29 protein-coding genes and 1 riboswitch are annotated in these 26533 nt (G+C 69.1%); of the genes, 16 read left to right on the top strand and 13 right to left on the bottom strand.

The window, feature by feature from the left end:
* Positions 1-41: 41 nt before the first annotated feature.
* A complete protein-coding gene (locus tag ACWGDX_RS05230) occupies positions 42-953 on the bottom strand; it encodes a helix-turn-helix domain-containing protein (protein ID WP_453622437.1) in 912 nt (303 codons plus the stop codon).
* Positions 954-1134: 181 nt separating this feature from the next.
* On the opposite strand from ACWGDX_RS05230, the gene ACWGDX_RS05225 reads away from it, so the two are divergent.
* Entirely contained in the window at positions 1135-2016 is an 882-nt protein-coding gene (locus ACWGDX_RS05225; protein ID WP_453622435.1) for an aldo/keto reductase, read from the top strand.
* 335 nt (positions 2017-2351) lie between these two features.
* On the opposite strand, the gene ACWGDX_RS05220 is transcribed toward ACWGDX_RS05225, so the two are convergent.
* A complete protein-coding gene (locus tag ACWGDX_RS05220) occupies positions 2352-2483 on the bottom strand; it encodes a hypothetical protein (RefSeq protein WP_453622433.1) in 132 nt (43 codons plus the stop codon).
* A 314-nt stretch (positions 2484-2797) separates the two neighbouring features.
* Here ACWGDX_RS05220 and ACWGDX_RS05215 point away from each other — a divergent pair, with 314 nt between their 5' ends.
* From ACWGDX_RS05215 to ACWGDX_RS05205, 3 genes are all read left to right on the top strand, one after another.
* Positions 2798-3268, top strand: coding sequence for a nuclear transport factor 2 family protein (locus ACWGDX_RS05215; protein ID WP_453622431.1), 471 nt, complete (start codon positions 2798-2800; stop codon positions 3266-3268).
* Between the two features lie 25 nt (positions 3269-3293).
* Entirely contained in the window at positions 3294-3830 is a 537-nt protein-coding gene (locus ACWGDX_RS05210) for a TetR/AcrR family transcriptional regulator (RefSeq protein WP_453622430.1), read from the top strand.
* Positions 3831-3956: 126 nt separating this feature from the next.
* Entirely contained in the window at positions 3957-5249 is a 1293-nt protein-coding gene (locus ACWGDX_RS05205) for a CehA/McbA family metallohydrolase (RefSeq protein WP_453622428.1), read from the top strand.
* Positions 5250-5483: 234 nt separating this feature from the next.
* Here the strand turns inward: ACWGDX_RS05205 and ACWGDX_RS05200 are convergent, their stop codons facing one another.
* From ACWGDX_RS05200 to ACWGDX_RS05190, 3 genes are read right to left on the bottom strand one after another with little or no spacing between them, the layout of a single operon-like run.
* Positions 5484-6107 (bottom strand): ABC transporter permease, encoded by a 624-nt coding sequence (locus tag ACWGDX_RS05200; RefSeq protein WP_453622426.1) that lies wholly within the window; start codon positions 6105-6107, stop codon positions 5484-5486.
* A 48-nt stretch (positions 6108-6155) separates the two neighbouring features.
* Positions 6156-6941 carry a TetR/AcrR family transcriptional regulator gene (locus ACWGDX_RS05195; RefSeq protein WP_453622424.1) on the bottom strand — a complete coding sequence of 262 codons (786 nt, stop codon included), beginning with the start codon at positions 6939-6941 and terminating at the stop codon, positions 6156-6158.
* Between the two features lie 4 nt (positions 6942-6945).
* Positions 6946-7989, bottom strand: a complete 1044-nt coding sequence (locus tag ACWGDX_RS05190) for a medium chain dehydrogenase/reductase family protein (protein WP_453622422.1) — start codon at positions 7987-7989, stop codon at positions 6946-6948.
* A 109-nt stretch (positions 7990-8098) separates the two neighbouring features.
* On the opposite strand from ACWGDX_RS05190, the gene ACWGDX_RS05185 reads away from it, so the two are divergent.
* A complete protein-coding gene (locus tag ACWGDX_RS05185; protein WP_453622420.1) occupies positions 8099-8758 on the top strand; it encodes a TetR/AcrR family transcriptional regulator in 660 nt (219 codons plus the stop codon).
* A 178-nt stretch (positions 8759-8936) separates the two neighbouring features.
* Positions 8937-9416 (top strand): hypothetical protein, encoded by a 480-nt coding sequence (locus tag ACWGDX_RS05180; RefSeq protein WP_453622418.1) that lies wholly within the window; start codon positions 8937-8939, stop codon positions 9414-9416.
* Positions 9417-9439: 23 nt separating this feature from the next.
* On the opposite strand, the gene ACWGDX_RS05175 is transcribed toward ACWGDX_RS05180, so the two are convergent.
* Entirely contained in the window at positions 9440-9754 is a 315-nt protein-coding gene (locus tag ACWGDX_RS05175) for a DMT family transporter (protein ID WP_453622416.1), read from the bottom strand.
* 10 nt (positions 9755-9764) lie between these two features.
* Positions 9765-9831: riboswitch (guanidine-III (ykkC-III) riboswitch) on the bottom strand.
* Between the two features lie 128 nt (positions 9832-9959).
* Here ACWGDX_RS05175 and ACWGDX_RS05170 point away from each other — a divergent pair.
* Together ACWGDX_RS05170 and ACWGDX_RS05165 are read left to right on the top strand one after the other, a co-directional pair.
* The gene (locus ACWGDX_RS05170) at positions 9960-10328 is read left to right on the top strand and encodes a BlaI/MecI/CopY family transcriptional regulator (protein WP_453622414.1); all 369 of its coding nucleotides are present in this window, start codon (positions 9960-9962) and stop codon (positions 10326-10328) included.
* On the top strand, positions 10325-11236 hold the full coding sequence (locus ACWGDX_RS05165; protein ID WP_453622412.1) for a M56 family metallopeptidase: 912 nt from the start codon (positions 10325-10327) through the stop codon (positions 11234-11236). The genes ACWGDX_RS05170 and ACWGDX_RS05165 overlap by 4 nt, the downstream gene beginning before the upstream one ends.
* Positions 11237-11259: 23 nt before the next feature.
* On the opposite strand, the gene ACWGDX_RS05160 is transcribed toward ACWGDX_RS05165, so the two are convergent.
* The gene (locus ACWGDX_RS05160; protein ID WP_453622410.1) at positions 11260-12300 is read right to left on the bottom strand and encodes an NlpC/P60 family protein; all 1041 of its coding nucleotides are present in this window, start codon (positions 12298-12300) and stop codon (positions 11260-11262) included.
* An 813-nt stretch (positions 12301-13113) separates the two neighbouring features.
* On the opposite strand from ACWGDX_RS05160, the gene ACWGDX_RS05155 reads away from it, so the two are divergent.
* Both ACWGDX_RS05155 and ACWGDX_RS05150 read left to right on the top strand, forming a co-directional pair.
* On the top strand, positions 13114-14217 hold the full coding sequence (locus tag ACWGDX_RS05155; protein WP_453622408.1) for a PLP-dependent cysteine synthase family protein: 1104 nt from the start codon (positions 13114-13116) through the stop codon (positions 14215-14217).
* Complete coding sequence (locus ACWGDX_RS05150) at positions 14214-15488, top strand: MFS transporter (protein WP_453622406.1); 1275 nt, start codon at positions 14214-14216, stop codon at positions 15486-15488. Before ACWGDX_RS05155 ends, ACWGDX_RS05150 begins: the two co-directional genes overlap by 4 nt.
* A 123-nt stretch (positions 15489-15611) precedes the next feature.
* Here ACWGDX_RS05150 and ACWGDX_RS05145 read toward each other — a convergent pair whose 3' ends face one another.
* A complete protein-coding gene (locus ACWGDX_RS05145; RefSeq protein WP_453622404.1) occupies positions 15612-17657 on the bottom strand; it encodes a heavy metal translocating P-type ATPase in 2046 nt (681 codons plus the stop codon).
* A 94-nt stretch (positions 17658-17751) separates the two neighbouring features.
* On the opposite strand from ACWGDX_RS05145, the gene ACWGDX_RS05140 reads away from it, so the two are divergent.
* Positions 17752-18144 carry an ArsR/SmtB family transcription factor gene (locus ACWGDX_RS05140; protein WP_453622402.1) on the top strand — a complete coding sequence of 131 codons (393 nt, stop codon included), beginning with the start codon at positions 17752-17754 and terminating at the stop codon, positions 18142-18144.
* Positions 18145-18306: 162 nt separating this feature from the next.
* Positions 18307-19299, top strand: a complete 993-nt coding sequence (locus ACWGDX_RS05135; protein WP_453622400.1) for a cation diffusion facilitator family transporter — start codon at positions 18307-18309, stop codon at positions 19297-19299.
* A gap of 132 nt (positions 19300-19431) precedes the next feature.
* On the opposite strand, the gene ACWGDX_RS05130 is transcribed toward ACWGDX_RS05135, so the two are convergent.
* Entirely contained in the window at positions 19432-19857 is a 426-nt protein-coding gene (locus tag ACWGDX_RS05130; protein WP_453622398.1) for an arsenate reductase ArsC, read from the bottom strand.
* Between the two features lie 144 nt (positions 19858-20001).
* On the opposite strand from ACWGDX_RS05130, the gene ACWGDX_RS05125 reads away from it, so the two are divergent.
* From ACWGDX_RS05125 to ACWGDX_RS05110, 4 genes are all read left to right on the top strand, one after another.
* Entirely contained in the window at positions 20002-20316 is a 315-nt protein-coding gene (locus ACWGDX_RS05125) for an ArsR/SmtB family transcription factor (protein ID WP_382857051.1), read from the top strand.
* Positions 20313-21434 carry an ACR3 family arsenite efflux transporter gene (gene arsB, locus ACWGDX_RS05120; RefSeq protein ID WP_453622396.1) on the top strand — a complete coding sequence of 374 codons (1122 nt, stop codon included), beginning with the start codon at positions 20313-20315 and terminating at the stop codon, positions 21432-21434. The genes ACWGDX_RS05125 and arsB overlap by 4 nt, the downstream gene beginning before the upstream one ends.
* Positions 21435-21544: 110 nt before the next feature.
* On the top strand, positions 21545-22327 hold the full coding sequence (map, locus tag ACWGDX_RS05115; protein ID WP_453622394.1) for a type I methionyl aminopeptidase: 783 nt from the start codon (positions 21545-21547) through the stop codon (positions 22325-22327).
* A 186-nt stretch (positions 22328-22513) separates the two neighbouring features.
* Positions 22514-22726, top strand: coding sequence for a hypothetical protein (locus ACWGDX_RS05110; protein WP_453622392.1), 213 nt, complete (start codon positions 22514-22516; stop codon positions 22724-22726).
* Positions 22727-22854: 128 nt separating this feature from the next.
* Here the strand turns inward: ACWGDX_RS05110 and ACWGDX_RS05105 are convergent, their stop codons facing one another.
* From ACWGDX_RS05105 to ACWGDX_RS05090, 4 genes are all read right to left on the bottom strand, one after another.
* Complete coding sequence (locus tag ACWGDX_RS05105; protein ID WP_453622390.1) at positions 22855-24729, bottom strand: ABC transporter ATP-binding protein; 1875 nt, start codon at positions 24727-24729, stop codon at positions 22855-22857.
* A complete protein-coding gene (locus ACWGDX_RS05100) occupies positions 24726-25280 on the bottom strand; it encodes a TlpA family protein disulfide reductase (RefSeq protein ID WP_453622388.1) in 555 nt (184 codons plus the stop codon). Before ACWGDX_RS05100 ends, ACWGDX_RS05105 begins: the two co-directional genes overlap by 4 nt.
* A 23-nt stretch (positions 25281-25303) precedes the next feature.
* A complete protein-coding gene (locus ACWGDX_RS05095; RefSeq protein ID WP_453622386.1) occupies positions 25304-25927 on the bottom strand; it encodes a MauE/DoxX family redox-associated membrane protein in 624 nt (207 codons plus the stop codon).
* A gap of 92 nt (positions 25928-26019) precedes the next feature.
* Positions 26020-26520: a S26 family signal peptidase gene (locus ACWGDX_RS05090; RefSeq protein ID WP_453622384.1), complete on the bottom strand. Its 501-nt coding sequence runs from the start codon at positions 26518-26520 to the stop codon at positions 26020-26022.
* Between the last annotated feature and the right edge of the window lie 13 nt (positions 26521-26533).

The raw sequence follows: 26533 nt of genomic DNA, 5'->3' as shown, positions 1-26533 counted from the left end.
GGGGTGCAGTGGTTCTCGGCTCTCCGGGGCGGTGCCGCCCGTCAGGGCCGACGGGCCGACGGTTCGCCCGTGGATTCCGCGTCCCGCTCCGGTCCGGTCGGGGCGGACCAGCTGGAGAGCAGCTTCAGACCGTCCTCGGCGGCGGTTCCTGGTGGCGCGCTGTAGACGACCACGCTCAGGCCGCTTTCGTCCGGCAGGCTCATGGTCTCCTGATCGAGTTCCAGGTCGCCGACGAGCGGATGGCGGAGGCGCTTCGTGCTGTCACGGAAGACATGCACGTCGTGGGACCCCCACATCACGCGGAAGGCGTCGCTGCGGGTGGACAGTTCACCGATCAGGTTCGACAGCTCCCGGTCGTACGGGTTCTTCCCCGCCTCGACGCGCAGCGCGCCCACGGCGAAGCGGGCCATGCGCTCCCAGTCGGTGTAGAACCGCCTGGCCGCGGCGTTGAGGAACGCGAACCGGGCGACGTTCCCCCCGCAGGCCGGGTCGGCGTACATCTCCGAGTACAGGGCCCGGCCCAGCGGGTTGGCGGCCAGTGTGTCGAGACGGTTGTTCATCACGTACGCCGGCAGCTCCGGCATCCCCTCGACGATCCGCGCCACGCTCGGCCGCACCGTCGACCGCGCCGTCGGCCGGACCTCCCGCCGCCGTGCCCGCGTCTCGGGCGCGGGTCCCGCGGCGCGGGCGAGGTCGTACAGGTACATGCGCTCGGTGTCGTCGAGCCGCAGGGCCTGGGCGAGGGCGTCCAGCACACTGTCGGAGACACCTCTGAGGTTGCCGCGCTCCAGACGCGTGTAGTACTCGACGCTCACCCCGGCGAGCGCCGCGACCTCGCCCCTGCGCAGTCCGGGCACGCGCCGCTGACCGTACGTCGGCAGACCCGCCTGCCCGGGGCTGATCTTGTCGCGTCGGGAGCGGAGGAATGCGCTGACTGCGTCCCGGTTGTCCATGAGGACAGGGTAGACAGGGCGCGCGGCGGGTCGGGGTCCCTGTCAGTACCCCTCACAGCGGAGACTCCCCCGACCCGGCCGTCTCCCGTTGCATGGTGCGTGCCCCGGTTCTCCCGGGGCCCGGCCGGTGCGAGGACGTACGCGCCCCGGTCGGCCGACCGTCTCCCGAGCGAGGACCGCCATGACCGGCAAGAGCCCGACGATCACACTGAACAACGGCGTCCGGATGCCCGCCCTGGGCCTCGGTGTCTACCAGAGCACCCCCCAGGAGACCGCGAGCGCGGTCGCGACCGCGCTGCGCGGGGGCTACCGGCTGATCGACACCGCCGCCGCGTACTTCAACGAGAAGGAGGTCGGCGAGGGCATCACCCGCTCCGGCGTCGACCGCGACGAGGTCTTCGTCACCACCAAGCTGTGGCTGACCGACTACGGCTACGACACGACCCTGCGCGCCTTCGACACCAGTCTCGCCAACCTCGGCCTGGACCACCTGGACCTCTACCTGCTCCACTGGCCGGTTCCCGCCTCGTTCGACGAGACGGTGGCCTCGTACCGGGCAGCCGGGAAGCTGCTCGCCGACGGCCGTGTGCGCGCCATCGGCGTAAGCAACCACAAGCCCGAGCATCTGCACCGTCTCATCGACCGCACCGGTGTGGTCCCGGCGGTCAACCAGGTCGAACTACACCCGTACTTCGCGCAGCGCGCGCTGCGCGAGGCCCATGCCGAACTCGGCGTCGTCACCCAGGCGTGGTCCCCGCTGGGCGGGGTGAACATGTACTGGGAGGACGGGCGCAACGCGGCCAGGAACCCGCTCGATCACCCCACCGTCACCGAGATCGCCGCCCGGTACGGCAGGACGGCGGCCCAGGTCGTCCTGCGCTGGCATCTGGAGCACGGCCTGTCCGCGATCCCGAAGTCCGTCCGCCCGCACCGCATCGCGGAGAACTTCGACGTCTTCGACTTCGCCCTCACGGCCGACGAGGTCGCGGCGATCGACGCGATCGACACCGGGGCGCGCGGCGGACCCGACCCTGACGCGGTGGGCCCCGGCGACTTCAGCTGAGCCGCCACCGCACACCTCACACCTCGCTCCGGTGCCGCCCGCGAAGCCGCGACGGCCTCGGGATAACCGCCGGCCATGAGCGGGGGTCCTCCCCGTAGGCACCTCTCAGGAGGTACGAGGTCTCCTGGTCTCCCGGTCTCCTGGTCTCCTCGATCGCGATGCTGGAGAACGGCGACGGCACGATCATCCGCACTCCGGAACGCGAGACGAGCCTCCTGGAGGACAGGGACGGCTTCACACGTTCGATGTGGGTGGAGGACTGAGGGACCGGCAGGACTCGCTCGCGCGTTCCGAGGTGGGGCACGGCGTGGACTTCGCGCGGTTCCGGGTGCGGGTCAATTGCTGTGTCGGGTGAGGCTGTAGACGAGGATCAGCACTGCCGCCGTCATGACCAGCACGTGTAACCATGCGGGTGCGGCGGTGGCGTCGGCGGCCACGGTCGTGGTCGTGGTGAGCGAGGTCATCATGATGTCTCCTTCGGCGCGGTCGCCCGAGACGGAACCGCGGTCGGCGCGTGTGTTTTTTGCGTCCTTTGCGTCCTTGCCGCACCGGAGAGGGCCGTAGCATGACCGGCCCGTCCGGCAGTTGGTATGCGTGTGCCCCGGTGTCAAGACGGCAGACCTGTTCCGGCTCGGTCTTCGCGTGCAAGTCCTTTCCGGTCCCCGAGTGACCGCATCGCGAACGCGTCCTGAGCCCGACTTCGTCCAGCGACGCGGCTACGACGCGGGCGGTCCGCTGTCGCGTGGTACGTTATCGAGCGACCACTAACGTAGGAGTAGAGATGACAGCCGAGGACGACGCCGACCGACGCGCCGCTGCCCAGCACGCCGTGACCGAGCACCTGCGCCTCACCGCCGCGGGACGCACCGACGAGTGGGTGACACTGTTCGCCCCGGACGCGGTGCTCGAGTTCCCGTTCGCGCCGGCCGGCGTGCCCCGTCGGGTAACGGGACGAGACGCACTGTTCGCGCATATGAGCAACTTTCCCGAGACCTTTGACGTGGAATTCGTCGACCTGGTGTTCCACGAGACGGTCGATCCGAGTCTCGTGATCGCCGAATTCCGGTCGACGGGCACCGCACGGCCGACCGGCAAGCCGTACGAGCAGACGTGCGTTTCCGTCGTCCGGACCGATGACGACGCGCTCATCACCCACTACCTGGACTACTGGAATCCGCTGGTGGCGATCGAGGCGCTCACGCCCCACGAGGTGCCGTCCGGCCCTGCCAGCAGCGTGACTTTTGGAGGCTGAGGGGAGCCGTGTTTAACTGACGCCCATGCCCGCCGCCGGCACCAGCACGAAGAGCGACGAACGACGTCGGGCCATCGTGGCCGCCGCGATCGACTGCTTCGCGCAAAAAGGTTTCTACGGTACGACGACACACGAGATCGCCGATTGGGTCGGTATCTCACAGCCGTACCTCTACCGCCTGTACCCGAACAAGCAAGCGCTGTTCGCGGCGACGGTCGACCACGTGTCCGTCGTGATGACCGAAACCCTGGTCGCGCACGCGCCGGCGTCGGATGGGACCGGGCCCGCGCTGGATGCGGCGCGCGGCGCCTACGCCGCGCTCATCGCGGACCGGAACATCCTGCGTTTCCTCATGCACGCGAACTGTGCCGCCGGCGAGCCGCTGGTAGGGCAGGCCGTGCGTCGGTGCTACGCCAAGCAGGTCGACACCGTACGGCAGTTGCTGGGCGATGACGACGCCGTACGGCGCTGGTTCGGCGCCGGAATGCTCGACAACGTGGTCGCCGTGCTGGGTCTGGACGAGATCGACGAACCGTGGGCGCACGTCCTCACCGCCGGCTGATCCACCGATCCCACCGGTTCCGTGCGCGACAGCCGGACTCACCGGACCCCCGCGGGCGCGTAACGTTCACCCCTCGGGCACCCGGCATTCCAGTCATGCTCCTGACAATTCGCTGCACTGGTCACCATGAGTGGACACCACGCTGACACAGCGCACGCGCACTCCCACACACACCCCCACCCGCACTCCCACGCGCACTCCCACAGAGACGGACACGGACACGGACACGGACCGAGCCGTCGCTCCCTCCTCGCCGGTGCAGGCGGTCTGCTGATCGCGGCCGCCGTACCCGGCACCGCGTACGGGGCGGCCACCCGCACCGCGTCGGGCACCGCGCCAACGCCCCGGGCCGGAGCCTCCCGCGAGTCCCTGGTCACCCAGGGCACCCAACTCGTCCACGCCGATCTGCACAACCACACGCTGATGTCGGACGGGGACGGCGACCCCGCGCTCGCGTTCGCCTCCATGCGCGACGCCGGGCTCGACGTGGCGGCGCTCACCGACCACACGACCCTCTTCGCCATCAACGGCCTGACCCAGAGCGAGTGGGACTGTACCCGCCAGCTCGCGGACGCCGCGGACGACCCGGGCGCGTACACCGCGATCCGCGGTTTCGAGTGGTCCAACCCGCTCATGGGCCACGCCAACGTGTGGTTCACGGACCAGTTCGTCGACCTGGGCGGGGCAAGTTCGATGAGCTCGCTCTACGACTGGCTCGGCAGCCGGGACGGCGTCGCGGGCTTCAACCACCCGGGCCGTGAGCTCGGACGCTTCAACAACTTCGCGTACGTGGCCGCCGCGCGCGACAAGATGGTCAGCGTCGAGATGTTCAACCGCGGCGACGACTATCTCTTCGACGGCTGGTCGGACCGCCAGTCCTCGCACCTCAACGCCTGCCTCAACGCCGGCTGGCGCACCGGTGTCACCGGCGTGAGCGACCACCACGGCACCGAGTGGGGCCAGGTCGAGGGCGTGGGCCGCGCCGGGCTCTGGGTCACCGAGAACACCCGCGCCGGTGTGCTCGAAGCCCTGCGCGCCCGCCGCTTCTTCGCCACCCGGTACTCGGGCCTGCGTCTCGACGCCACCGCGAACGGGGTCCGGATGGGCGGCGTCCTGCCGCTCGCCTCCGGCGACGTCCGCTTCGCCGTGGACCTCGACCGCGGCGCCGAGTGGGCCGGCAAGCCCCTCCACGTCCAGGTGCTGCGCCCCGGGGCGAGCGCGCCGAACGTCGCGGACGTCATCGAGACCACGTCAGGCAGCCTGGTCGAGTTCACCGTCCCGCTCGACGTCGAGAACGGTCCGTGGGTCGTGCTGCGGATCTCCGACCCCTCACAGCCGAACGGACAGCCGGGTCCGGCGGGCCACCCCTGCAACGACTTGGGCGTCGCCTACTCCAGCCCCTGGTGGCTGGAACCCTGACAGCACCGGATCCTGACACCGGAACCCGGCACCGGATCGCGGCTCCGGAACCCGGCACCGCCACGGTATCCGCGGCCTGGCGGGGGCCCAACGCCCCTGCCAGGCCGGTCCGTTCGCCGTAGGGGTGCCGGGGACACGCGCGGCGCCCGCGAAAGCCCTGGGCCAGTGGCCCAGGGCTTTGTTGCCGCGTAGACGTGTCCGAGGTCGCGTAGACCTGTCCGCGCCGCCGCGCTCTCAGGTCCGGACATGGCCCGTACGGGTGAGGCGGCGGCGTTCGAGGATCGCGGCGAGGGCGTAGGCGCCGCCGCCGGCGACGGTGAGGACCCAGTAGAGGCCGGGGGTGCCGAGGAAGAGCGCCGCGGTGGAGGTCAGGGCGGGCCAGGTGCCGAGGCTGTAGTGCAGCAGATTGCGGCGTACGGCGCCCTCGGCGAGATAGAGCAGGCCGACGACGAGGCCGGAGCCGGTGGGCAGGAGCATGGACTGGAGGTCGGGCATGTCGAGGGTGGACACCAGGCCGGTGACAGTGATGAACAGCGCGGCGAAGGCGGTGATCCAGGAGACGCCGAGCAGTTGGCCGGAGAGGACGTCGGGCTTGGTGGCACCGCGCTGGGCCCGTATGGCGGCGAGGGTGGCCTGGACGGTGCCGGCCACGAGCCCGATTCCGAGAAGCGTCGTGGGCAGCCAGCCGGGCAGGTCGAGCAAGGGGGCGTCGCCCTGGGAGACCGCGGCGGCGCCGTGTCCGAGCACGTAGGCGAGTCCGAAGCTGATGTAGGTCGCGAAGCTGTCGACTTCGCCGGGGAGACGTGTCGTAGCCGCGCCGCTGGTGGTGACCGGCGCGAGGGGGGTGGCTGTGGACATGGTGGAACCTCCGGGTTCTGGGCATGTACGTGGATCACGCTGATGAACTTACGAACGTTGACCGACCTGCGTGACCGTGGAGTTCGGGCAGGTCCTGGGCCGGATCGGGGCCATACGCGACAGCGGGGACACGAAGCGCCGCACGAGGTCGGCGGGCCAGGGAAAGGTGTGGGTGACGGCGCGCTGGTGCGCGAATCCGTGCAGACCGAGCCAGAGCGCGACCGCGTCGGCGAAGGGGTCGGTGCTGGTCGAGCAGCCGGCGGCAACGCAGTCGGCGAGGATGTCCGCGAGGATCCGCGGGACCCCTGCGCCGGGGAAGGCCGGGGTGTCTGCGATGGCGATGGCCATGGCCATGGCGCCACCGTTGGTGTGGACGGGATTCCACACTCCACCGAACATGACGCGGTAGCGCTCGGGGTGGAGGGCGGCGAAGTCGAGATAGGCGTGGCAGGCGGCGTACAACCGTTGCCGGTGGTCGTGGGCGCCGGCGTCCAGCCGTTGCCGGGGGTCGTCGCCGGTGGCGTCCAGAGCTTGTCCAGAGTCGCCGCCGGCCGCATCCGCCGCGGCCCTGAGCCGGCCGGACAACTCGCCGAAGGCCTCACGGACGACGGCGAGCATGATGGCCGGCCGGTCGGGGAAGTGCGGGTAGATCGAGGGGGCGGCGATCCCGGCCTTCCGGGCCACGGCACGCAGGGTCACGGCCCGTTCGTCGCCACGGTCGAGCAGGTCGGTCGCGGCGGCCAGGATGTCGGCACGCAGGCGGGCGCCCTCCCCTCTGCGGTTCCGCGGGCGGACGGCACGGCCGGTCGGCGACGAACCGGCGGTGATGCCCATGGCGTCACACTCCGGGTACGAGGATGACCTTGCCGGCGACCGTGCGGGACTCGGCGAGCGCCAGCGCCGAGGCGGCGTCGGCCAGCGGGATCTCCGCGGCGATCTGCGGGGTGAGGACGCCGTCGGCCAGCAGCCGCAGCACCTGGGTGAGGTCCTCGCTCAGCCGCCGCCGGAAGGCGTCCCGGCGGCGCAGGCCTGCCCAGAAGTTGTAGAAGTGCGCACTCTTGCCGTTGGGCAGGGAGTTCCACGCCAGGATCCGCGCGAGCAGTTTCAGCACCGGCAGTCGCGAGTTGCCCTCTTCGTCCTTCGTCGCCGCGGATCCGTACGAGACCAGTGTTCCGCCCCGGCGCAGCAGCTCCCACGACCGCACCAGTCCGGCGCCGCCGACATGGTCGAACACCGCGTCCACGCCGTCCGGCGCGGCCTCCCGGATCCGGTCGTACATACCGGGGTCGCGGTAGTCGACCGGGATGGCGCCCAGCTCACGCACATACGCGTGGTGGCGCGGCGACGCCGTGCCGATCACCGTGATCCCGGCGTGCCGGGCCAGTTGTACGAGCGTGGAGCCGACACCGCCGTTGGCGCCCAGTACCACGATGGTCCCGCCGGAGCGGACCTCGGCGATCCGGTGCAGCATCTGCCAGGCGGTGATCCCGTTGACGACGACGGTCTCCGCGGCGGACGCGTCCACGCCGTCCGGTACGGGCACCAGGTCCGCGGCGTCGATCAGCAGATGGCTGGCCCACCCGCCGGTCTTGGTGACCGCGGCGAACCGGCGTCCGGTCAGCGAGGCGTCCACGCCGGGCCCGGTGGCGCCGACAGTGCCCACCACGTCATAACCGGGCACGAAGGGGAACGGCGGCTGGTCGTAGTACTTGCCGCGGCGCATCTGCTGCTCGGCGAACGAGACTCCGGTCGCGTCCATCCGCAGGACGACCTGGCCCGCGGCCGGAGCCGGAAGATCGCGGGTCCGGACCTCCAGACCGCCCGGCTCGACCGCACCGGGCAGAACTATCTCGGTGGCGCGGGTGGTAACGGCGCTGGTCATGACGGACTCCTCAAGGCTTCGACTGTTTGCTTACAGCCGTAAAGCTACATGCGTAACCCAAGACCGGCAAGCGGCTACGACCATAAACTTCACGGTGTAAGGTCACAGGGTGGAAGACACCAGACCGGCGGATTCCGCCGCACCGAAACAGGCCCGCGCGCGCAACCGCCGCGGCGAGGGCGGCCGCCTGCGCGAGGACATCATCGCCGCCGCGGTGGAACTGCTCGACGAGGCCGGCGACGAACGCGCCATCACACTGCGATCGGTCGCCCGCCGGGTCGGGATCGCCGCCCCCTCGATCTACCCGCACTTCCCCGACCAGCCGGCCATCATGCTGGCCGTCGTACGGCTGGAGTTCGCCGAGCTGGAGACCAGCCTGCGCGCGTCCGTGGAAAAGGCCGGCGACGACCCTCGGCAGCGGCTGTACGCCGCCTGCCACGCCTATCTCGACTTCGCCCGGAGCCATCCCGAGCGCTACCGCACGATGTTCGGCGGCCTCTGGATGCCGGTCCTGGGCGAGAGTTCCGTGACCGAGGCGGATCTGACCACGCTGGGCGCGGAAACCATGCAGGTCATCATTGATGTGCTGGGCGACTGCGTCACCGCGGGTCTGGCCACCAGCACCGATCTGTACGGCGACGCGGTCGCGCTGTGGCTGGGCCTGCACGGACTCGCTCACCAGCGCGCCGTCACCCGCGCCTTCCCCTGGCCGGAAGACATCGCCGACCGCCTCATCACCGCACTCACCCACCTGAACGAAGGCCCCTGAACGAAGGCCCCCGAGCGAAGGCCCTGACCGGAAGGCCCCTCACCGACAGCACCGCACCCGCCGCCGACACCCGCCGCCGACACCCGCGGACGTCCGGTCCGCTGCGGGCTCGGTGTCTCGCCGTGGCGATCATCCGTGCGCCGGTAGCGTGGAGCCCTCATCCAAGGGGGGATAGGCGATGAAGCGTGTACCAGGGGCGGTCGCCGTGGTTCTGCTCGTGCTGACGGGCTGCGGGGGCGAACCCGAGCCGAGGCCTGAGCCGTCGGCCACGGCCGCTCGCGCGAAGCTGTCGGAGACCTGGACCGAGAAGTTCGAGGTGTCGGCTCGGGAGAGCCCCTACAACTGCGTCGGTGTGAGCCGTGAGGAATGTCCCGAGTGGCTGGCCGATGTGCGGACGCTGACCCGCGACCTGGAGAAGGCGATCGAGGACCAGCGTCTGGAGCGGCGGTACCCGGAGACCTTGAAGCAGGTCAGGGAGATGGAGCGCGTGTCGGACGTGTACGGCGACGCCAAGTGCGAGGGCGCGAGCGAGGGCGGGCCCGACTGCTCCCACAGCGCGCGGACACTCGCGGCCGGGGCGTCGCTCGTTCCCCTCATGCTGACACAGGATGAACTCCGCTACGAGCTGGACGAATTGCGGGGGAACGAGCACACCTGAGACCGGTACCGGGAGTAAGCGCCTCAGCGGGCGAGCTTGAGCCCGATCACGCTTGCGACGATCAGCGTCAGGAACAAGGCCTTGAGCGCGGTCAGCGATTCCTGTCCGGTGAAGGCCGCGTACAGGATGGTGAGCACCGCGCCGATGCCCACCCATACCGCGTACGCGGTACCGACCGGCAGCTCACGCATCGCATAGGCCAGTCCGGCCATGCTCGCGGCCAGGGCCGTGACGAAGAGCAGGGACGGGACAACGCGACTGAAGCCTTCGGATTTGCCCAGGGCGGTGGCCCACACAGCTTCCAGAACACCCGAAACGGCAAGAATCAACCACGACATGACAGCCTCCGACGGGCCGTCTTGTCGCACACCGGGTACGGCACCCCTCGTCCGGAAGCCACGTGACCGGGCTCCGGTTCAACCTCTCACACCCGACGTGAGGCGGCAATGTCGCCCGACCGGTCCGGTGTCCCTCGGGGAACCGTGAACGATCACCCACCTCTACTATGGCTTTGCGTACTTGATGGCGGAAGGAAGACGGGCCATGCGGCGGCTGGGGCACCTCGAAGCGGAGATCATGGACCGGCTGTGGACATGGAACCGGCCGGCCACGGTGCGCGAGGTCGTCGACGACATCAACAAGAGCCGGCCCGTGGCGTACACCACGGTGATGACCGTCACCAACGTCCTGTTCACCAAGGGCTGGCTGGTGCGCAGCATGCGGGGCCGGGCCTGGCTGTACGCGCCGGTACGCAGCCGGGAGGCGTACGCCGCCGCGCTGATGGAGGACGGTCTGGAAGCCAGTCAGGACCGCCCGGCCGCGCTGGTCCATTTCGTCGGGAAGTTGAGCGAGGAGGAGATCGGCGCCCTCCGTGAGGCGCTGCGGAGCGTGGGACGGGAGGCCAAGCCGTGAACGCGGCCTCCGCCCTGATCGGGTACTCGGTGGTTGTCGGCCTGGTCGTGCCGCGGTTGTTGCTGCGCGGTACCTGGATCTACCGGGCCCCCGCGCTGGGCGCGGCGGTGTGGCAGGCGCTGTCGCTCTCGTTCTCGGTCGCGGCGACGCTCACCGCCTCCAGCCTCGCCGTGCCGACCGAGCATCTTCACGCGGGACTCGTGGGCATCCTGCACTCCTGCGGACTGCACCTGGGTCCGGGCCGGCCCGATCCCGGTACGGCGGACCGGCTCGCGATCGCCCTGCCGAGCGCCATGGCCCTGGCATTGGCCGCGAGCTTCGTGTTCCACCTGGTGCGCGCCCGGCGACTGCGCGAACGGCACAGGGACACCCTGGACCTGGTGGGCCGTCACTCGGCCCGGTTGCGTGCCACGGTACTGCCGTACGACCTGCCGGCCGCCTACTGTCTGCCGGGGCGTCGCCCCCGCGTCGTGGTCAGCGAAGCGGCCGTGCGTGACCTCTCGCCCGAACAGCTCGACGCGGTGCTGGAGCACGAGCGCGCTCACATCACGGGCCGTCATCATCTGGCGCTGGCGGCCGTGGAGGCGTTCCATTCGCTCTTCCCGTGGCTGCCACTCGCTCGACTGGCCAAGGAACAGACCGCGCTTCTGATGGAGATGGCCGCGGACGACCGAGCGTTGCGCAGCCATTCGCACGAGGTGCTCGCCACCGCGATGTACGAGATGGCGGCCGCACGCGCGCCGAAGGGAGCACTCGCGGTGGGCGGCGAGACCGTCGTGATCCGGCTCAGGCGGATCCTCGCCCGTCGCGGGGGACCCCACCCCGTCGTCTCAGGAACCGTTGCCACCGTCGCGGCAGTGGTCCCCGTCCTGCCGCTGCTGCTGGCCTGCCCGCCCGTCCTCGGCTGACCTCGGGGACAGGAGCCCGGCGGTCAGCCGATTCGTACGCCCCACATGAACGGCATGCCGCTCCGCTCGATCGACTCGTAACGCACCTGGGCACCGGGCTTCGGGGAGTGGAGGATCTGTCCGTTCCCCGCGTAGAAACCCACGTGGCTCAAGTCGGTGCGCATGATGATCAGGTCACCGGGCTTGAGCGCGCTCAGCGAATTGATCCGCGTACCGGCGTTGGCCTGGTCCTGCGAGGTACGCGGGATGGACACCCCCGCCTGATTGAACGCCCAGGAGGTGAGCCCGCTGCAGTCGAAGGAGTTCGGGCCCGACGCGCCCCACACGTAAGGCATGCCGACCCGGCTCTTGGCCGCCTCGAAAGCCGCGGCGGCCCGCTGGGAGGCGCTGCCCTCGTTTCCCAGCTCGACCCGCTCGCTGGACCGGTTCGCGCGCTCGTCCTCGGCGGACCGTGCGGCCCGTTCCTCCACCGTCATGGTGTTGAGAAGCCGCTGCGCCTCCGCGAGCTTGCCCTGGATCTCCTTCTTCTTGTCCCCGAGTTCCTCGCGGGTGTCCCGGAGATCCTTGAGCTTCTCCAAGGCCTGGCCGCGCTGCTGCTGAAGGTCACGCTGCTGCGACTGGTACTGCTCAAGCGCGTCGACCTGCTGGGCGCTCAGCTGATCGAGGAATGACGCCTTGTCGAGGTAGCCGTCCGGATCCGAGGTGAGCAGCAACTGGACCGACGCGTCGAGTCCGCCACTGCGGTACTGGGCGGCGGCTATCGAGCCGAGCCGGGTCCGCAGGTCGTTGAGGCCACTCCGCTTACGGGCCGCGGCGTCCTGGAGAGCGTCCACCTCCTTCTGGAGGACGCCGGCCTTCTCCTTCGCCCCGTTGTACTTCTCCACGGCCTGGGTGGCCTGCTCGTACAGGCGGTCGACCTGAGCCTGGACACCCTTCTTGTTCGGGTCCGGCAGCGGGTCGGCCGAAGCCGACTGCGCCGACACGGCGACGGCCGCCGCGGCCGTCGCCGTGACCATGGCCGTATACGCCTGACTGGACTGCTTGGGACGACGGTGGGACGCCACTGAGGCGGTCTCCTTCTTTCCTCGGCCGCCTGCCGGGACAGCGCTCCCGCTGCTTCGGCCCCGTTCGGACGGTACGGATACGGCGTCGCCTCCGCCGGCCGCCACCCCGGAAGAGTGATTGATCGCGCGAAGGTTCGCCGCGAATACTACAGCGCTTAGTTGTTTAGTACCAAGGCGTGCGATCAGCGGAAGGCGGGGCCGAGCGGCCCCCCTCACCCGTTCGGCGTCCTCCACTGCCCGCATCACCTTCAACGCACGGTAGTTTCTCTGTCACTGTGCGAATCCATACGGGGTGTTTCCGTGAGCACGGCCGCTGGGTGGTCGCCCTGCTGCTGGCGGCTCTGGCTGCCTTGCTGATCAGTGTCTGCGACAGCGGTGGGCATCATCGGCTGCTCGACTCCCGCCCCGACCGCTCGGCTGTCCCGGCCTCGGAACTCTCGTCGGGGTATGCCGACCCGGATCCTTCCTGCGCGCCGGGAGTGGAGCACCACCTTGCCGCCCAGGTGGATCAACGCCAGCCGCTTCAGGGACCTCCCGCGGCGGTGGGCGACCGCCCGGCGGAGACCGGACCGTCCCCGCACATCGGCACGCCGAGGCGCGGTCCTCCCGCGGCGGGAGGGCGTGAGGTGCTCGGCCGGGGATGTGTGTCCAGGACGTGATCGGGCCCGGCCGCTCCGGTGTACGGCGGTGTACCGCCGGCCGGCGAGCGGCCTGACGGCCCCGATCGCTCCTCTCCTGGGGTGACGCGGTGTGTCGCCGACAGGTGCGTCACCGCGGTGTGCCCCGGGTCGTACGAAGGACACCGACCGCACGATGACTGAACTCCCCCTGCCCGTAAGGCCGTTCGCCTCACCCCGCAGCGTCCTGGGCGCTGTCGGCAACACGCCCGTGCTGTGGGTGGACGAACCGTTCGCCACCGCGCCCAGCGGGTTCTGGGCGAAACTCGAAGGCTTCAACCCCGGCGGTATCAAGGACCGCGCCGCCCTGTACATGGTCGCTCGGGCCCGCGAGCGCGGAGATCTGCGCTCCGGTGCACCGATCGTGGAATCGACCTCCGGCACTCTCGGCCTCGGCCTCGCCCTGGCCGGAGTCCTGTACGGGCATCCGGTGCATCTGGTCACCGACCCGGGCATGGAACCGATCGTGGAGCGGATGCTCACCGCCCACGGAGCCACCTTGTACGTCGTCGACCGGCCTCATCCCGAGGGCGGCTGGCAGGAAGCACGCCGTCAAAGGGTCGCCGAACTCCTGGCCGCGCACCCCGGCGCGTGGTGCCCGGATCAGTACCACAATCCCGACAACGTGGCCGCGTACGCCGGACTCGCCGGTGAACTCGCCGACCAGTTGCAGCGCGTCGACGTACTGGTGTGCGCGGTCGGCACCGGCGGCCACTCCGCCGGCATCGCCCGCGGCCTGCGCACACGGATGCCCGCTCCGCGGCTGGTCGGAGTCGACACGGTCGGATCGACGATCTTCGGCCAGCCCGCCCGGACCCGGCTGATGCGCGGGCTGGGCTCGTCCATCCATCCGCGCAACGTCGACTACGACGCCTTCGGCGAGGTCCACTGGGTCGCACCCGCCGAGGCCGTCTGGTCGGCGCGGCGCCTGGCCGCGCGGCAGTTCGCCACCGGTGGCTGGAGCGTGGGCGCGGTCGCCCTGGTCGCCGGGTGGCTGGCCCGTACCCAGCCGGAAGGGACCCGTATCGCCGCTGTCTTCCCCGACGGACCGCACCGCTACTTCGACACCGTCTTCAACGACGACTACTGCCGGGCCCACGGTCTCCTCCTCGCGGAGGAACCCGCCGGCCCACGACTCATCTCCCGGCCCGACGAGGCGGAGGTGTTCCGGTGGACACGCTGCACCACGGTCACCGATCCGCTGTCCGCCCGCACAGCCGTGGAAGCGGTTCAGCGGTGAACTCGACCTGGAGGAAGGCTCGTTCGTTCGACACCACAGTGCGGCTGCTGATGGTGAATCAGCTCACCATCAACCTCGGCTTCTACATGCTGATGCCCTATCTGGCCGCCCATCTGTCGGGCTCGCTGGCCTTGGGCGCCTGGGCGGTCGGGCTCGTCCTGGGGATGCGGAATCTCTCCCAGCAGGGCATGTTCCTCATCGGTGGAATGCTCGCCGACCGGTTCGGGTGCCGACGGCTGATCATCGCGGGGTGTGCGCTGCGTACGGTCGGTTTCGGCGTGCTCGCCGTCGCGGACGCCCTGCCAGGTCTGCTGGCCGCTTCTGCGGCCACCGGTCTGGCGGGCGCCCTGTTCAACCCCGCCGTCCGCGCCTATCTGGCCGCCGAGGCGGGTGAGCGCCGGGTCGAGGCGTTCGCCCTCTTCAATGTCTTCTACCAGGCCGGAGTCCTGCTCGGTCCGCTGATCGGACTGGCGCTGACCGCCGTGTCGTTCCCGGTGACCTGCGCGGTGGCATCGGCGCTCTTCGCGGTGTTGACCCTGGTGCAGGCGCGACGGCTGCCCGCGCGCGAGAGGACCACGGCCAGGGAAGAGGCGACATGGCGGCAGCAGGCGGGCACGGTGCTGCGCAACCGGTCCTTCCGGCTGTTCGCCGCCGCCATGACCGGCTCGTACGTCCTGTCGTTCCAGGTGTACCTCGCGCTACCGCTGGAGGCGACACGCCTGGTGGGTGACGGTGCGTACGGCACCGCCGCGACCAGCGTGCTGTTCGTCGTCTCCGGACTGGTCGCACTCGCCGGACAGATGCGTATCACCGCCTGGTGCCGGCGTACGTGGACACCTCATCGCTGTCTGGTCGCCGGGCTCACACTCATGGCGGTGGCCTTCCTGCCCCCTGCCTTCACCGCAAGTGCCGTTCCGGCACCGGGTGGTTGGGGAGCCGTGCTGGTCATGGTGCCGCTGGTGGCATGTGCCGGTCTGCTCGCGGCGGCGACCGCGGTGCTGTATCCGTTCGAGATGGACACGATCGTCGCCCTGTCCGGCGGGCGGTGGGTCGCCACCCACTACGGCCTCTACAACACCGTCTGCGGCATCGGGATCACCGTGGGGAATCTGTCCACCGGCGCGGTCCTCGACATCGGCCGCCACACCGGTTTCGCCGCGCTGCCGTGGGTGGTCCTCGCCCTGGTCGGGGCGGGGTGCGCGACCGCGGTCGCCGCCCTGGCCCGCGGCGGACACCTCGGCGTGGCAACTCCCGCCGCGGTACGGGCGTGACGCAGTGGGTACGGACCCGGCGTAAAGGTGCCGGTGCGCGACATCCGGTCGCGCACCAGCACCTCGGGCCTCGGGCGCCTACGCCTCCTCCGTACGTTCCGCCTGCTCAACGAGGCTGCCTGCTCACGAGGCTGTTCGCGTGTCCTGCGCGGCGCGGTTCCAGGCGGCGTCGCGCAGCAGACGGAGGCCGTTGAGGCCGACGATGACGGTCGATCCCTCGTGACCCAGCACGCCGAGGGGCAGCGGCAGATGGCCCACCAGGTCCCAGATGACCAGGCCGGAGATGAACACACCGGCGATCACCAGGTTCTGCACCACCAGGCGGCGGGCCGCTCGCGAGAGAGCGATGACCTTGGGGACGGTGGCGAGTTCGTCGCGGACGACGACGGCGTCGGCGGTTTCCAGGGCGAGGTCGGAGCCGGCACGGCCCATGGCGATGCCGGTATGGGCGGCGGCCAGCGCGGGGGCGTCGTTGACACCGTCACCGATGACCAGCACCTTGCGCCCGCGGGCCTCCAGTCGGCGTACCGCCTCGACCTTGTCCCCCGGCAGGAGGCCGGCGTGGACGTCGTCTCCGGTGATGCCGGCCTCGGCGGCCAGACGGGCGGCGGCGCGCGGGTTGTCGCCCGTGATCAGCATCGGCGTGCAGCTGGTCAGCTCGGCCAGGAAAGCGACCGTGGTGGCGGCGTCGGGGCGCAGACGGTCGGCGATGCCCAGCACCCCGACCGGGACGCCGTCGCGCAGGACCACGACGGCGGTGCGGCCTCCGTCCTCCAGGTCCGCCGCGACCTCGGCGGCGCGGGCCGAGAGGGTGTCGTCGTTGTCGTCGAGGAGGCGGGCGGGGGCCCCGACCGCGACCGTGTGCCCGTCGACGGTGGCGGTGACACCGACACCGGGGGTGGAGGTGAAGTCCCGTACGTCGGCGATGGCCAGGCCGCGGGTGCGGGCGGCGTCGACAACCGCGCGGGCCAGTGGGTGTTCACTGGGGTGCTCGACGGCGGCCGCCAGCGCCAGCAGGGCGTTCTCGGCCGGGCGGGAGCCGTGCGGGCCGAAGCCGTGCGGGCCGGGGCCGTCCGGGCCGGAACCGTCCAGGAGACGGACGTCGGTGACACGAGGGGTGCCCTCGGTCAGGGTGCCGGTCTTGTCGAGTGCGACCGCGTCGACCTGCCCGAGACGCTCCATGACGACGGCGGACTTCACCAGGACGCCGTGGCGTCCGGCGTTGGCGATCGCCGACAGCAGCGGCGGCATGGTGGCCAGCACCACGGCACACGGCGAGGCCACGATCATGAACGTCATCGCCCGCAGCAGCGAGCCGGTGAGGTCCGCGCCGAACGCGAGGGGGATCAGGAAGACGGCCAGGGTCGTGAAGACCATGCCCAGGCTGTACCGCTGTTCGACCTTCTCGATGAACAACTGGGTGGGCGCCTTGGTCCCGGACGCTTCCTCGACCATGGCGACGATCCGGGCGATCACCGAGTCCGAGGCGTCCCGCTCGACCTTGACCCGCAGGGCGCCGATGCCGTTGAGAGTTCCGGCGAAGACCTCGTCCCCGGTCTCCTTCGCGACCGGCAGGGGCTCGCCGGTGATGGTGGCCTGGTCGACCTCGCTGATCCCGTCCAGCACCCGGCCGTCCGCGCCGACCCGCTCGCCGGGGCGGACCAGGATGGTGTCCCCCACCACCAGGTCCTCGGTGGCGACCGTCCGCTCGCTCCCGTCATCACCCAGCCGGGTGGCCGTGGCCGGGGCGAGGTCGAGCAGACCGCGCACCGCGTCCTGGGTGCGGGCGGTGGCCAAAGCTTCCAGGGCGCCGGAGGTGGCGAAGATGACGATCAGCAGCGCGCCGTCCATCACCTGCCCGATCGCGGCCGCGCCGATCGCGGCCACGATCATCAGCAGGTCCACATCCAGGGTCTTCTCCCGCAGCGCCGTCAGCCCCGCCCGAGCCGGCTCCCAGCCGCCGGTGACATAGGCCGCCGCGTACAGCGGGCCCCAGGCCCAGGCGGGGGCGCCCGTCAGCTGGAGCGGCAGCGCGATCAGGAACAGCGCCAGCGCCGTGGCGGCCCAGCGCGCCTCGGCCAGGGCGAACACCCGGGTACGCCGCTTGGGCGCCGTACGCGGGGCGGCCGGAGCCGCCCGTTCAGGGCGCGGGAGCAGGACAGAAGGCATGACAGAGCAACCCTTCGCGGCGGAGGACGGGAACACATCCACCGTACAGGATCATCTGAACAGATATTCAAGTGTTGCCGATAGGATGGACCCCATGGGTCACGGAGCCGACGACAAGAATCACGCCACCCCACGCGAACGCCTGGACTCGGCGGGGGCCACCGATGTCGCCGCCACCCTCCAGGCGCTGGCCACCCCCTCGCGGCTGTACATCCTCGCCCGCCTCCAGGAAGGCCCCTGCTCGGTCGGCGACCTCGCCGAGGCCGTCGGCATGGAGGCCTCCGCCTGCTCCCACCAGCTGCGCCTGCTGCGCAACCTCGGACTCGTCACCGGAGAACGCCGGGGCCGCTCCATCGTCTACACCCTCTACGACCACCATGTCGCCGAACTCCTGGAACAGGCCCTCTTCCATGTCGAGCACCTGCGACTCGGCCTGCGCGACGCACCCGCCGAGGTCGCTCGGCCGCTCTCCCGCACCGAGCCATGAGTGGGGGGGAGGGCTCGGTCCGACGGTGGCCCGCGATTCAATAACCGCAGGTCAAAGCGGTGTTATTGGTGTTGACAACGGTCACCGGTGCAGCCTTTGCCGATTCTCTCCGAGTGCGCTTCACTGCCCGGGTCGTATACCAAAACGGGGAGGCTCACGAACATGAGCGGACATCAGGAGCACGACCATGGACCGGGCGGCCACTCCCACGGCGTCGCCGCCGACGCCGACGGCCGGTGGCTGTCGATCGCGCTCGTCCTCATCACGTCGTTCATGGCGATCGAGGTCGTCATCGGGGTCATCGCGGGATCCCTCGCGTTGATCTCGGACGCCGCGCACATGCTCACCGACGCCGTCTCGATCGTGCTGGCGCTCATCGCGATGCGGCTCTCGGGCCGTCCCGCGCGCGGCGGATTCACGTACGGTCTCAAGCGCGCCGAGATCCTCTCCGCCCAGGCCAACGGGCTCACCCTGCTGCTGCTCGCCGCCTGGCTCGCCTACGAAGCCGTGCACCGCTTGATCGATCCGCCCCGGGTCGAGGGAGGTCTGGTGCTGGTGACGGCCCTGGTCGGCATCGTGGTGAACATCCTCGCGGCGTGGTGCATATCCAAGGCGAACCGCACCTCACTGAACGTCGAAGGCGCCTACCAGCACATCCTCAACGACCTGTTCGCCTTCATCGGCACCGCGATCGCCGGTCTGATCGTGGTGACCACGGGCTTCGCCCGCGCGGACGCCATCGCCACCCTCGTCGTCGTCGCACTGATGATCAAGGCGGGGTACGGACTGGTCCACGAATCCGGACGGATCTTCCTCGAAGCCGCCCCGGTCGATCTCGACCCCGACGCCATAGGCGACCAGCTCGTCGCGCGTCCGTCCGTCGTCGAGGTCCACGACCTCCATGTATGGACCATCACCTCCGGACAACCGGCCCTGTCCGCCCACGTCCTGGTGTCCCCCGACAGCGACTGCCACGCGGTGCGCCGCGACTTGGAGCAGCTCGTGAGCCAAGAGCACAAGATCAGTCACACCACCCTCCAGGTCGACCACGCACCTGAGGAGATCCGTCCTCTCGCCCACGCCAACGCGGCGTCCGACGCACACTGCGAGGATCCGCACGGTCCGGTCCACCGCGACGAACCACACCCGCACTGACAGTCGCTGGAGGGCGGCGCGGGCGCTGAAAAGGGCGGTGAAAAGGGTGGCGCGGGCGGTGAAAAGGCGGCGGTGCGGCCGACAGGACCCCAGGTCCTGTCCGGGCGATGGCGACGACGTTCCGGATCCCGCTCACGCCGCGGTCTCCGGCTCCGGCTCCGGCGCGATCTCGGCGATCAGCCCCTCGACGCGCTTCCTGATCTCGTCCCGGATCGGGCGTACGGCCTCGACGCCCTGTCCGGCCGGGTCGTCCAGGGTCCAGTCGAGGTAGCGCTTGCCCGGGAAGACGGGGCAAGTGTCCCCGCAGCCCATGGTGACGCAGACGTCGGACTCCTTGACCGCGTCCACGGTGAGGATCTTCGGGGTCTCGGCGGAGATGTCGATGCCGACTTCCGCCATGGCCTCGACCGCGGCCGGGTTCACGGCGTCGCCCGGGTCGGATCCCGCCGAGCGGACCTCGACCCGGTCTCCGGCCAGATGGGTCAGCCAGGCGGCGGCCATCTGGGAGCGGCCGGCGTTGTGGACACAGACGAACAGCACAGAAGGCTTGTCGGACATCAGACGGGTCTCTCTTGTTCTCGCGTGTCTCACGCGTCTCACGTGTCTCGCGAGCTTGTCTCGCGCGTCTCGTGACGAAGGTCAGGGAGGTATGACATCAGCACCCGATGGCGTCACCCGCCACTGATGTGACAGTATCAGCCCATGATGACGTCAGTCGATACTGAGCTGATCCGCGTGCTCTCGGACCCGCTCAGGCTCCAGATCGTGACCCTGCTCGCCCACGAGACCCTCTGCACCACGCACCTGGTCGAGGAGACCGGCGCCAAGCAGACCAACCTCTCCAACCACCTGCGCGTACTGCGCGAAGCGGGGGTGGTCGAGACGGAACCGTGCGGCCGTTTCACCTACTACAAGCTGCGCCCGGACGTCATCGAATCCGTGGCGGGTTCCTTCACCGCTCTGGCCACGGCCGCCCGTGCCACCCGAGCGGCCGACACGAAGAGAGCCTGCCCGTGACCAGCGGCGGACCGGCGACCACCAGCACACCCGCCCCGCCGGGCGCGGACCCGGTCGTCGCGAAACTCTCGACCCTCGACCGCTTCCTGGCCGTCTGGATCCTGATCGCCATGGGGCTTGGACTGGGCCTCGGCCGACTGATCCCCGGGCTCGACGACGCTCTGGCGAAAGTCGAGATCGGCGGCATCTCGCTGCCCATCGCCGTCGGCCTGCTCATCATGATGTATCCGGTCCTGGCCAAGGTCCGCTACGACAAGCTCGACGCCGTCACCGGCGACCGGAAGCTGATGGCGTCCTCGCTGGTCATCAACTGGGTTGTCGGCCCGGCTGTGATGTTCGCGCTGGCGTGGATCTTCCTGCCGGACCTGCCCGAGTACCGCACCGGCCTGATCATCGTCGGTCTCGCCCGCTGCATCGCGATGGTCATCATCTGGAACGACCTCGCCCGCGGCGACCGCGAGGCCGCCGCCGTCCTCGTCGCCCTCAACTCCGTATTCCAGGTTGCCGCGTTCGGCCTGCTCGGCTGGCTCTACCTCGACCTGCTGCCGGACTGGCTCGGCCTCGGTGACGGTGAGAGCCTCGACATCTCCATGGGGAAGATCGCCCTGAACGTGCTCATCTTCCTCGGCGTTCCCCTGCTGGCCGGCTTCCTCACGCGCCGCTTCGGCGAGAAGTCCATGGGCCGGGAGCGCTACGAGACGGCGTTCCTGCCGAAGATCGACCCCTGGGCGCTGTACGGACTGCTCTTCACCATCGTCATCCTCTTCGCTCTGCAAGGGAAGACGATCACCTCGCGGCCGCTGGACGTCGCCCGAATCGCCCTGCCACTGCTGGTGTACTTCGCGGTGATGTTCTTCGGCACCTTCCTCCTCGGCAAGGCCCTCGGACTGGCCTACGACCGGACCGCCACCCTGGCGTTCACCGCGGCGGGCAACAACTTCGAGCTCGCGATCGCGGTCGCCATCGCCACCTTCGGCGTCACCAGCGGGCAGGCCCTCTCCGGCGTGGTCGGCCCGCTCATCGAGGTCCCGGTCCTGATCGCGCTCGTCTACGTATCGCTGGCCTGGCGCGAGAAGTTCGCCACCACCGCCCTCACCACACCCGCGAGCGAGTCCTGACAGCCCGGCTCTAGGCCACGCTCCGGCCGACTGGTCTCGACCATGGCGCCGATTCTTATACCGGTATAGTTCGACCGGTATAGTTATTGGTTGCATAAGAAGGGCGCCACATGATCGAGATCCTGAATCCCACCCTACTGGCCCGTGCGAAGGACACTGGCGCCCTGGTCGCCGACATCCTGCAGACGCTGAAGAGCCGCAGCACGATCGGCACGAACCTGCTGGACATCGACCGGTGGACCAAGGCCATGATCGTCGAGGCGGGAGCGCTGTCCTGCTATGTCGACTACGAGCCATCCTTCGGACGCGGCCCGTTCGGCCACTACATCTGCACGGCCGTCAACGACGCCGTGCTCCACGGACGGCCGTACGACTACAAGCTTGCCGACGGCGATCTGCTGACACTCGACCTCGCCGTCTCCAGAGGCGGAGTCGCCGCGGACGCCGCCATCAGCTTCATCGTGGGAGACACGAAGCACCCGGAGAGTGTCGCGATGATCAGTGCGACCGAACGCGCGCTGGCCGCGGGGATCGCCGCCGCCCGGCCCGGGGCTCGCATCGGTGACATCTCCCATGCCATCGGCACGGTCCTCAGCGAGGCGGGGTACCCGATCAACACCGAGTTCGGAGGCCATGGCATCGGATCGACGATGCACCAGGACCCGCACGTCGCGAACACCGGACGGCCCGGCCGTGGATACAAACTGCGCCCTGGGCTGCTGCTGGCACTGGAGCCATGGGTCATGGCGGACACCGCTCAACTCGTCACCGATGCCGACGGGTGGACGCTCCGAAGTGCGACAGGCTGCCGGACGGCACACACCGAGCACACGATCGCCATCACCGACGACGGAGCCGAAATCCTCACCCTGCCGGAGCAGGCGCGGCCGTGAGGTCGGAGCCCCCGCGTTCCTCTTCTCCAAACACGGCATCTCCGAGCACGGCGTCTCCAAGCACCGCATCGCGCATCGTTGGCCGGAGCCGCTGTATTTAGATTGTATTTTTCTCGTCTCCTCTGCGGCTAGCTTTATCAATGTCAATTTCCTTCGCTTGCAGAAGCGATGACGGGAGGAATTCTCATGCTCAAGATCATTGAGACGATGGGTACACGGATGGTGGGTATGGTGGCCCCCTCGGTCACGGCGGCCGCCGCTCCGGCCGCGTGTTACGACCAGTACTCTCACTGTGATTCCAGCTGCTCGTTCTGGCAGGACCGTCTGGCGTACGACCGGATCTGCAACGGCGTGTACCAGTACACCTGGTACGCCGGTTGCGGAACCTGCGCCGACTGATCCGAGAGCGACGAGTGACAGGTCAGCCCCGGCTTCCGACCAGGAAGCCGGGGCTGACCCCGTCCTTTTTCCTCTCCGCCGCCTCTCCGCTGTCTTTGCGCTGCCCCTCCGCTGTCTTTGCGCGGTTTTCAATTGGTCAGCTCTGGCTCCGCGGATTGCTTCTCACGGTACCCGTGCGATTGGATACGGAAGAGCCGGGCGTATATTCCGCCGAGGGTGATGAGTTCCGTGTGGTTTCCCTGCTCCACGATCCTGCCCTCACTGAGTACGGCGATCCGGACGGCGTCCCGTACGGATCCCATGCGATGGGATATGAGGAGGCTGGTACGCCCGGCGCGGTAATCCCTCAGATGCTGGTGGATCTCGTATTCGGCTTCGGCGTCGAGTCCCGAGCTCGGTTCGTCGAGTATGAGCAGATCCCGTTCGCCGCGCAGCAGGGCGCGGGCCAGGGCCAGACGCTGCCACTGTCCTCCGGACAGCAGCACTCCCGAGGACGGGTCGTCGCTGTTGGGGTCCTGGAACATCCTGCTGAGAAGGGTGTCGTAGGCGTGCGGGAGCCGGGTGACGACCTCGTGGACTCCTCCGCGCCGGGCGGCTGCCGTGAGGCGTGGTTCGTCCTCAAGGGCGGAGAGGTCACCGAGCCCGATGTTCTCCTTCACGGTGAGGTCGTAACGGGTGTAGTCCTGGAATACCGCGCTCATCCGTTCCCGTAGCTCCGCCGGATCGAATGCGCGCAGGTCGATGCCGTCCCAGAGAATGGCCCCGCGCGTGGGATCGTAGAGTCGGCAGAGCAGTTTGATGAGCGTGGACTTTCCCGCGCCGTTGTGGCCGACCAGGGCTGTGACCTGTCCGTTCGGGAGGAACAGGTCGACGCCGCGAAGAATCCATGGCTGGTCGTCGGAGTAGCGGAACCATACGTCCTGGAACTCGATACCGTGTCCCAGCGGTGGCACGGTACGCGGTTCTTCCGGCACGGGAAGGGCGGACGGGGTACGCATCACTTCCTGGTAATGGTGGAACATCAGCAACGAGTCGTGGATCGTGGACAGGCTTCTGACGAGATTGGCGAGGGATCCCTGCGTACCGGCCACCGCGGCGATGAACATCGCGACATCGCCGACGGAGAATTGTCCGGACAGCGCCGCGTGGGCCGCCCAGACCAGCCCGCCGCCGGCCACGGCCGCGGACAGCAGGGACAGTCCGCCCTGTGTGCGCAGCACACGCCGATCCAGCCGGTCCCGGGCGGAGTTGATGGTGCGCAGTTCGCCCAGCATTCTGTCGCGGAGGAAATCCGAGATGCCGAACAGGCGGACTTCCATCGCGGTTTTCAGATCTCGGAGGAGATCCGTGTAGAACATCTCTCTGCGCTCGGCGGGCCCCAGCCGCCGCCGTAGCCGGGCCCGGCGCTTGTTGAGAGCCCTCTCGGCGAGAAGCGCGGGGATCACCGCCGCGATCACCACACCCGCCATCACCGGGCTGAGCAGGCTGAGCGTGATCAGAAACCCGCCCAGGGTGATACCTGCCTGCACAATGCCGAGCAGACCGGTGAGGAACCGGCCCGGACTCTCGCTCCCGGACTGCTGAGCGAGCATGAGCCGGTCGTAGAAGGGCGGATCCTCCAGTTGCGCCAGCCCGTGCATGGTGCCCAGTTTGGTGAACAGACGCTCCCTGATGGCGATTTGCACACGGCGTGTCAGCAGGTTGCCGGCGAACACGGTGCCATGGGGAAGAAGCACGGTGGCCACTCCGCCGGCCGCCAGCGCGGCGGCCAGCGCGAGGAAGTGGTTCAGCTCACCGGCGGGCCGCGCCGTGATGCCGTCGAGAAGAAGTTTGGTCAACCAGGCGGACAGCACCGGCAGAGTACCGAGGAACATGCCTGCCAGAAAAAGGAAGGCGACGGCGAAGGGAGCGGCACGGCAGGCGAAGACAAGCGCGGCCAGCGCGTCCCTCAGCCGGACTCGGCTGCCCGTGTCGTGTTCGGGCCGCCGGGAGAGCCGTCTCACCTCGATACCGCCGTGGGAAGATCAGCGACCCTGCGGGAAGCCACGGTAATGGCACCGTCGACGTCGAGCCCGGCGAAGGCCGGGAATCCATTGACGGCGAAAGCGGACTGCACCGGCCCGTCGGGTTCCTCCACGATGACCCGCCCGACGCCGGTGAACTGCGCTGCGTATGCGGCGGCTTCGGACGGGGAACCCGAGATGACCACGGTGACGCGGTCCCGGCCCTCGGGCACTGTGGTGGCGTAGCCGAGGAACTCCGGGGTCGCCTTCTCACAGGGAACACATCCCGGCGACAGAAAGGCTATGACGGCCGGGCCGGTGAGGGAGTCGCGTGAGATCGCTTCCCCGTCGAGCGTCATGGCGCTGAATTCCGACGGCGCGTCTCCCATGGGGTGTGGGCGATTTCCGGTCGGATCCGATACGTCTTGCCCATGGCCCTCCGCCAGCAACTGGGAATGCTCGCGCAGTCTGATGATGACGCCGTAGGTGAAGACCAGATTGAGAATGCACAGCAGTCCCAGCAGGGCAGCCAGAACGATGAGATACGGCATGGTTGATCCTTTTCCCAACTATGTCAGCCTCGTGGGTCCCGGATCTGCGATACGGGCAGGCGCGGGCCCTTGGGCGAGCCAGTTGATCGAGTGGGAATGAAGAGTTCCACGATGTCGTCGAAGAGCACGAAGAAGCTTGCGAGGACGATTCCGGTGGCGGCCGCCAGCAGTTTTCCGAAAACGGCCTCGGCGCTCTCCCCGGCCAGCAGGTTGCCGAGCATTCCGACGATGGCGATCGTGGAGAGCAGCAGATTGCGGACGATATGACGCACGCCCAGCACCGCGCCGCGGCCTCCGAAGCACTTGCAGGGCGTCTGGGTACCGCTTCTGAGAGCATGTGCGACGACGGAGCTGAAGACGAGCAGCAGACCGAGACTCAGCGCCAGTGCGCCGGTCCGAAGTACCGGCGCTTCCTCCCGGAGCGGTCCCACCGGGAGCAACGAGAAGGCGAGCAGTACGGGGACCGTGAATTCGACGCCGAGTGCCGTCATCGCCATGGCGCGGGCACGGGACCGGGGAAGGATATTCAGGTCTTTTATCGATCCCACGAATTCAAGAAACGAGTACCGATTTCGTGACTTGCTGAGTGCGGCAGCCAGAAAGACCACCCCCAGCAGAAACTCACATCCGGTCGCAAGATTCCGCATGATTGAATCTCCCCGTCGCCGCAACAATAGCCTGCCCTATATGCTAGACGTGTCCTGTATAAACTTGATACAGGCCACATACAGACTGCCTGTCAGCCATCGAGTCGTTTGACGACGCGTCCAAGCAATTCCGTTGTCGAGAAGTAACCGTGGACGCGCGAGTCGTAGCTCTGGTCCGGGTTGTCACCCAGCAGAACCACCCGGCCCGGGGGCACAGCTGATTCGGGCGCGTCACGCAGGGCGGGCACGGTGTCCCGGGGCACCGGGTCGCCGGGGACGGCGGCCACCCGTTTGATGAGGCAGGGGCCCGCCCACCCCGCGGTGACCGGCGCGCGGTCCTTCCTCGGGCGCACGTCCTCCGGTATCCGCCCCTGAAGGTGCACCGAGTCACGTACGACGACTACGGACATTCGCGTGAGGCGGTGCGTGGCGACACGGCGTACGACGACGCGTTCGCCGGAGCGGAACGTCGGTTCCATGCTCGTCCCCGCGACGGTGACCACCGCGTACTGACGGCGCAGCCACCAGAGGCCGCCGATGGTGAGCAGGATGGCGCAGGCGACAGCAGCGGCGACGACGATGAGGCTCGGCATCTCGGCCTCCCTT

The sequence above is a fragment of the Streptomyces sp. NPDC055025 genome (assembly GCF_053608565.1).
Note: the sequence above shows the minus strand (reverse complement) of the source record. Positions and strands in the feature narration are given on the sequence as shown.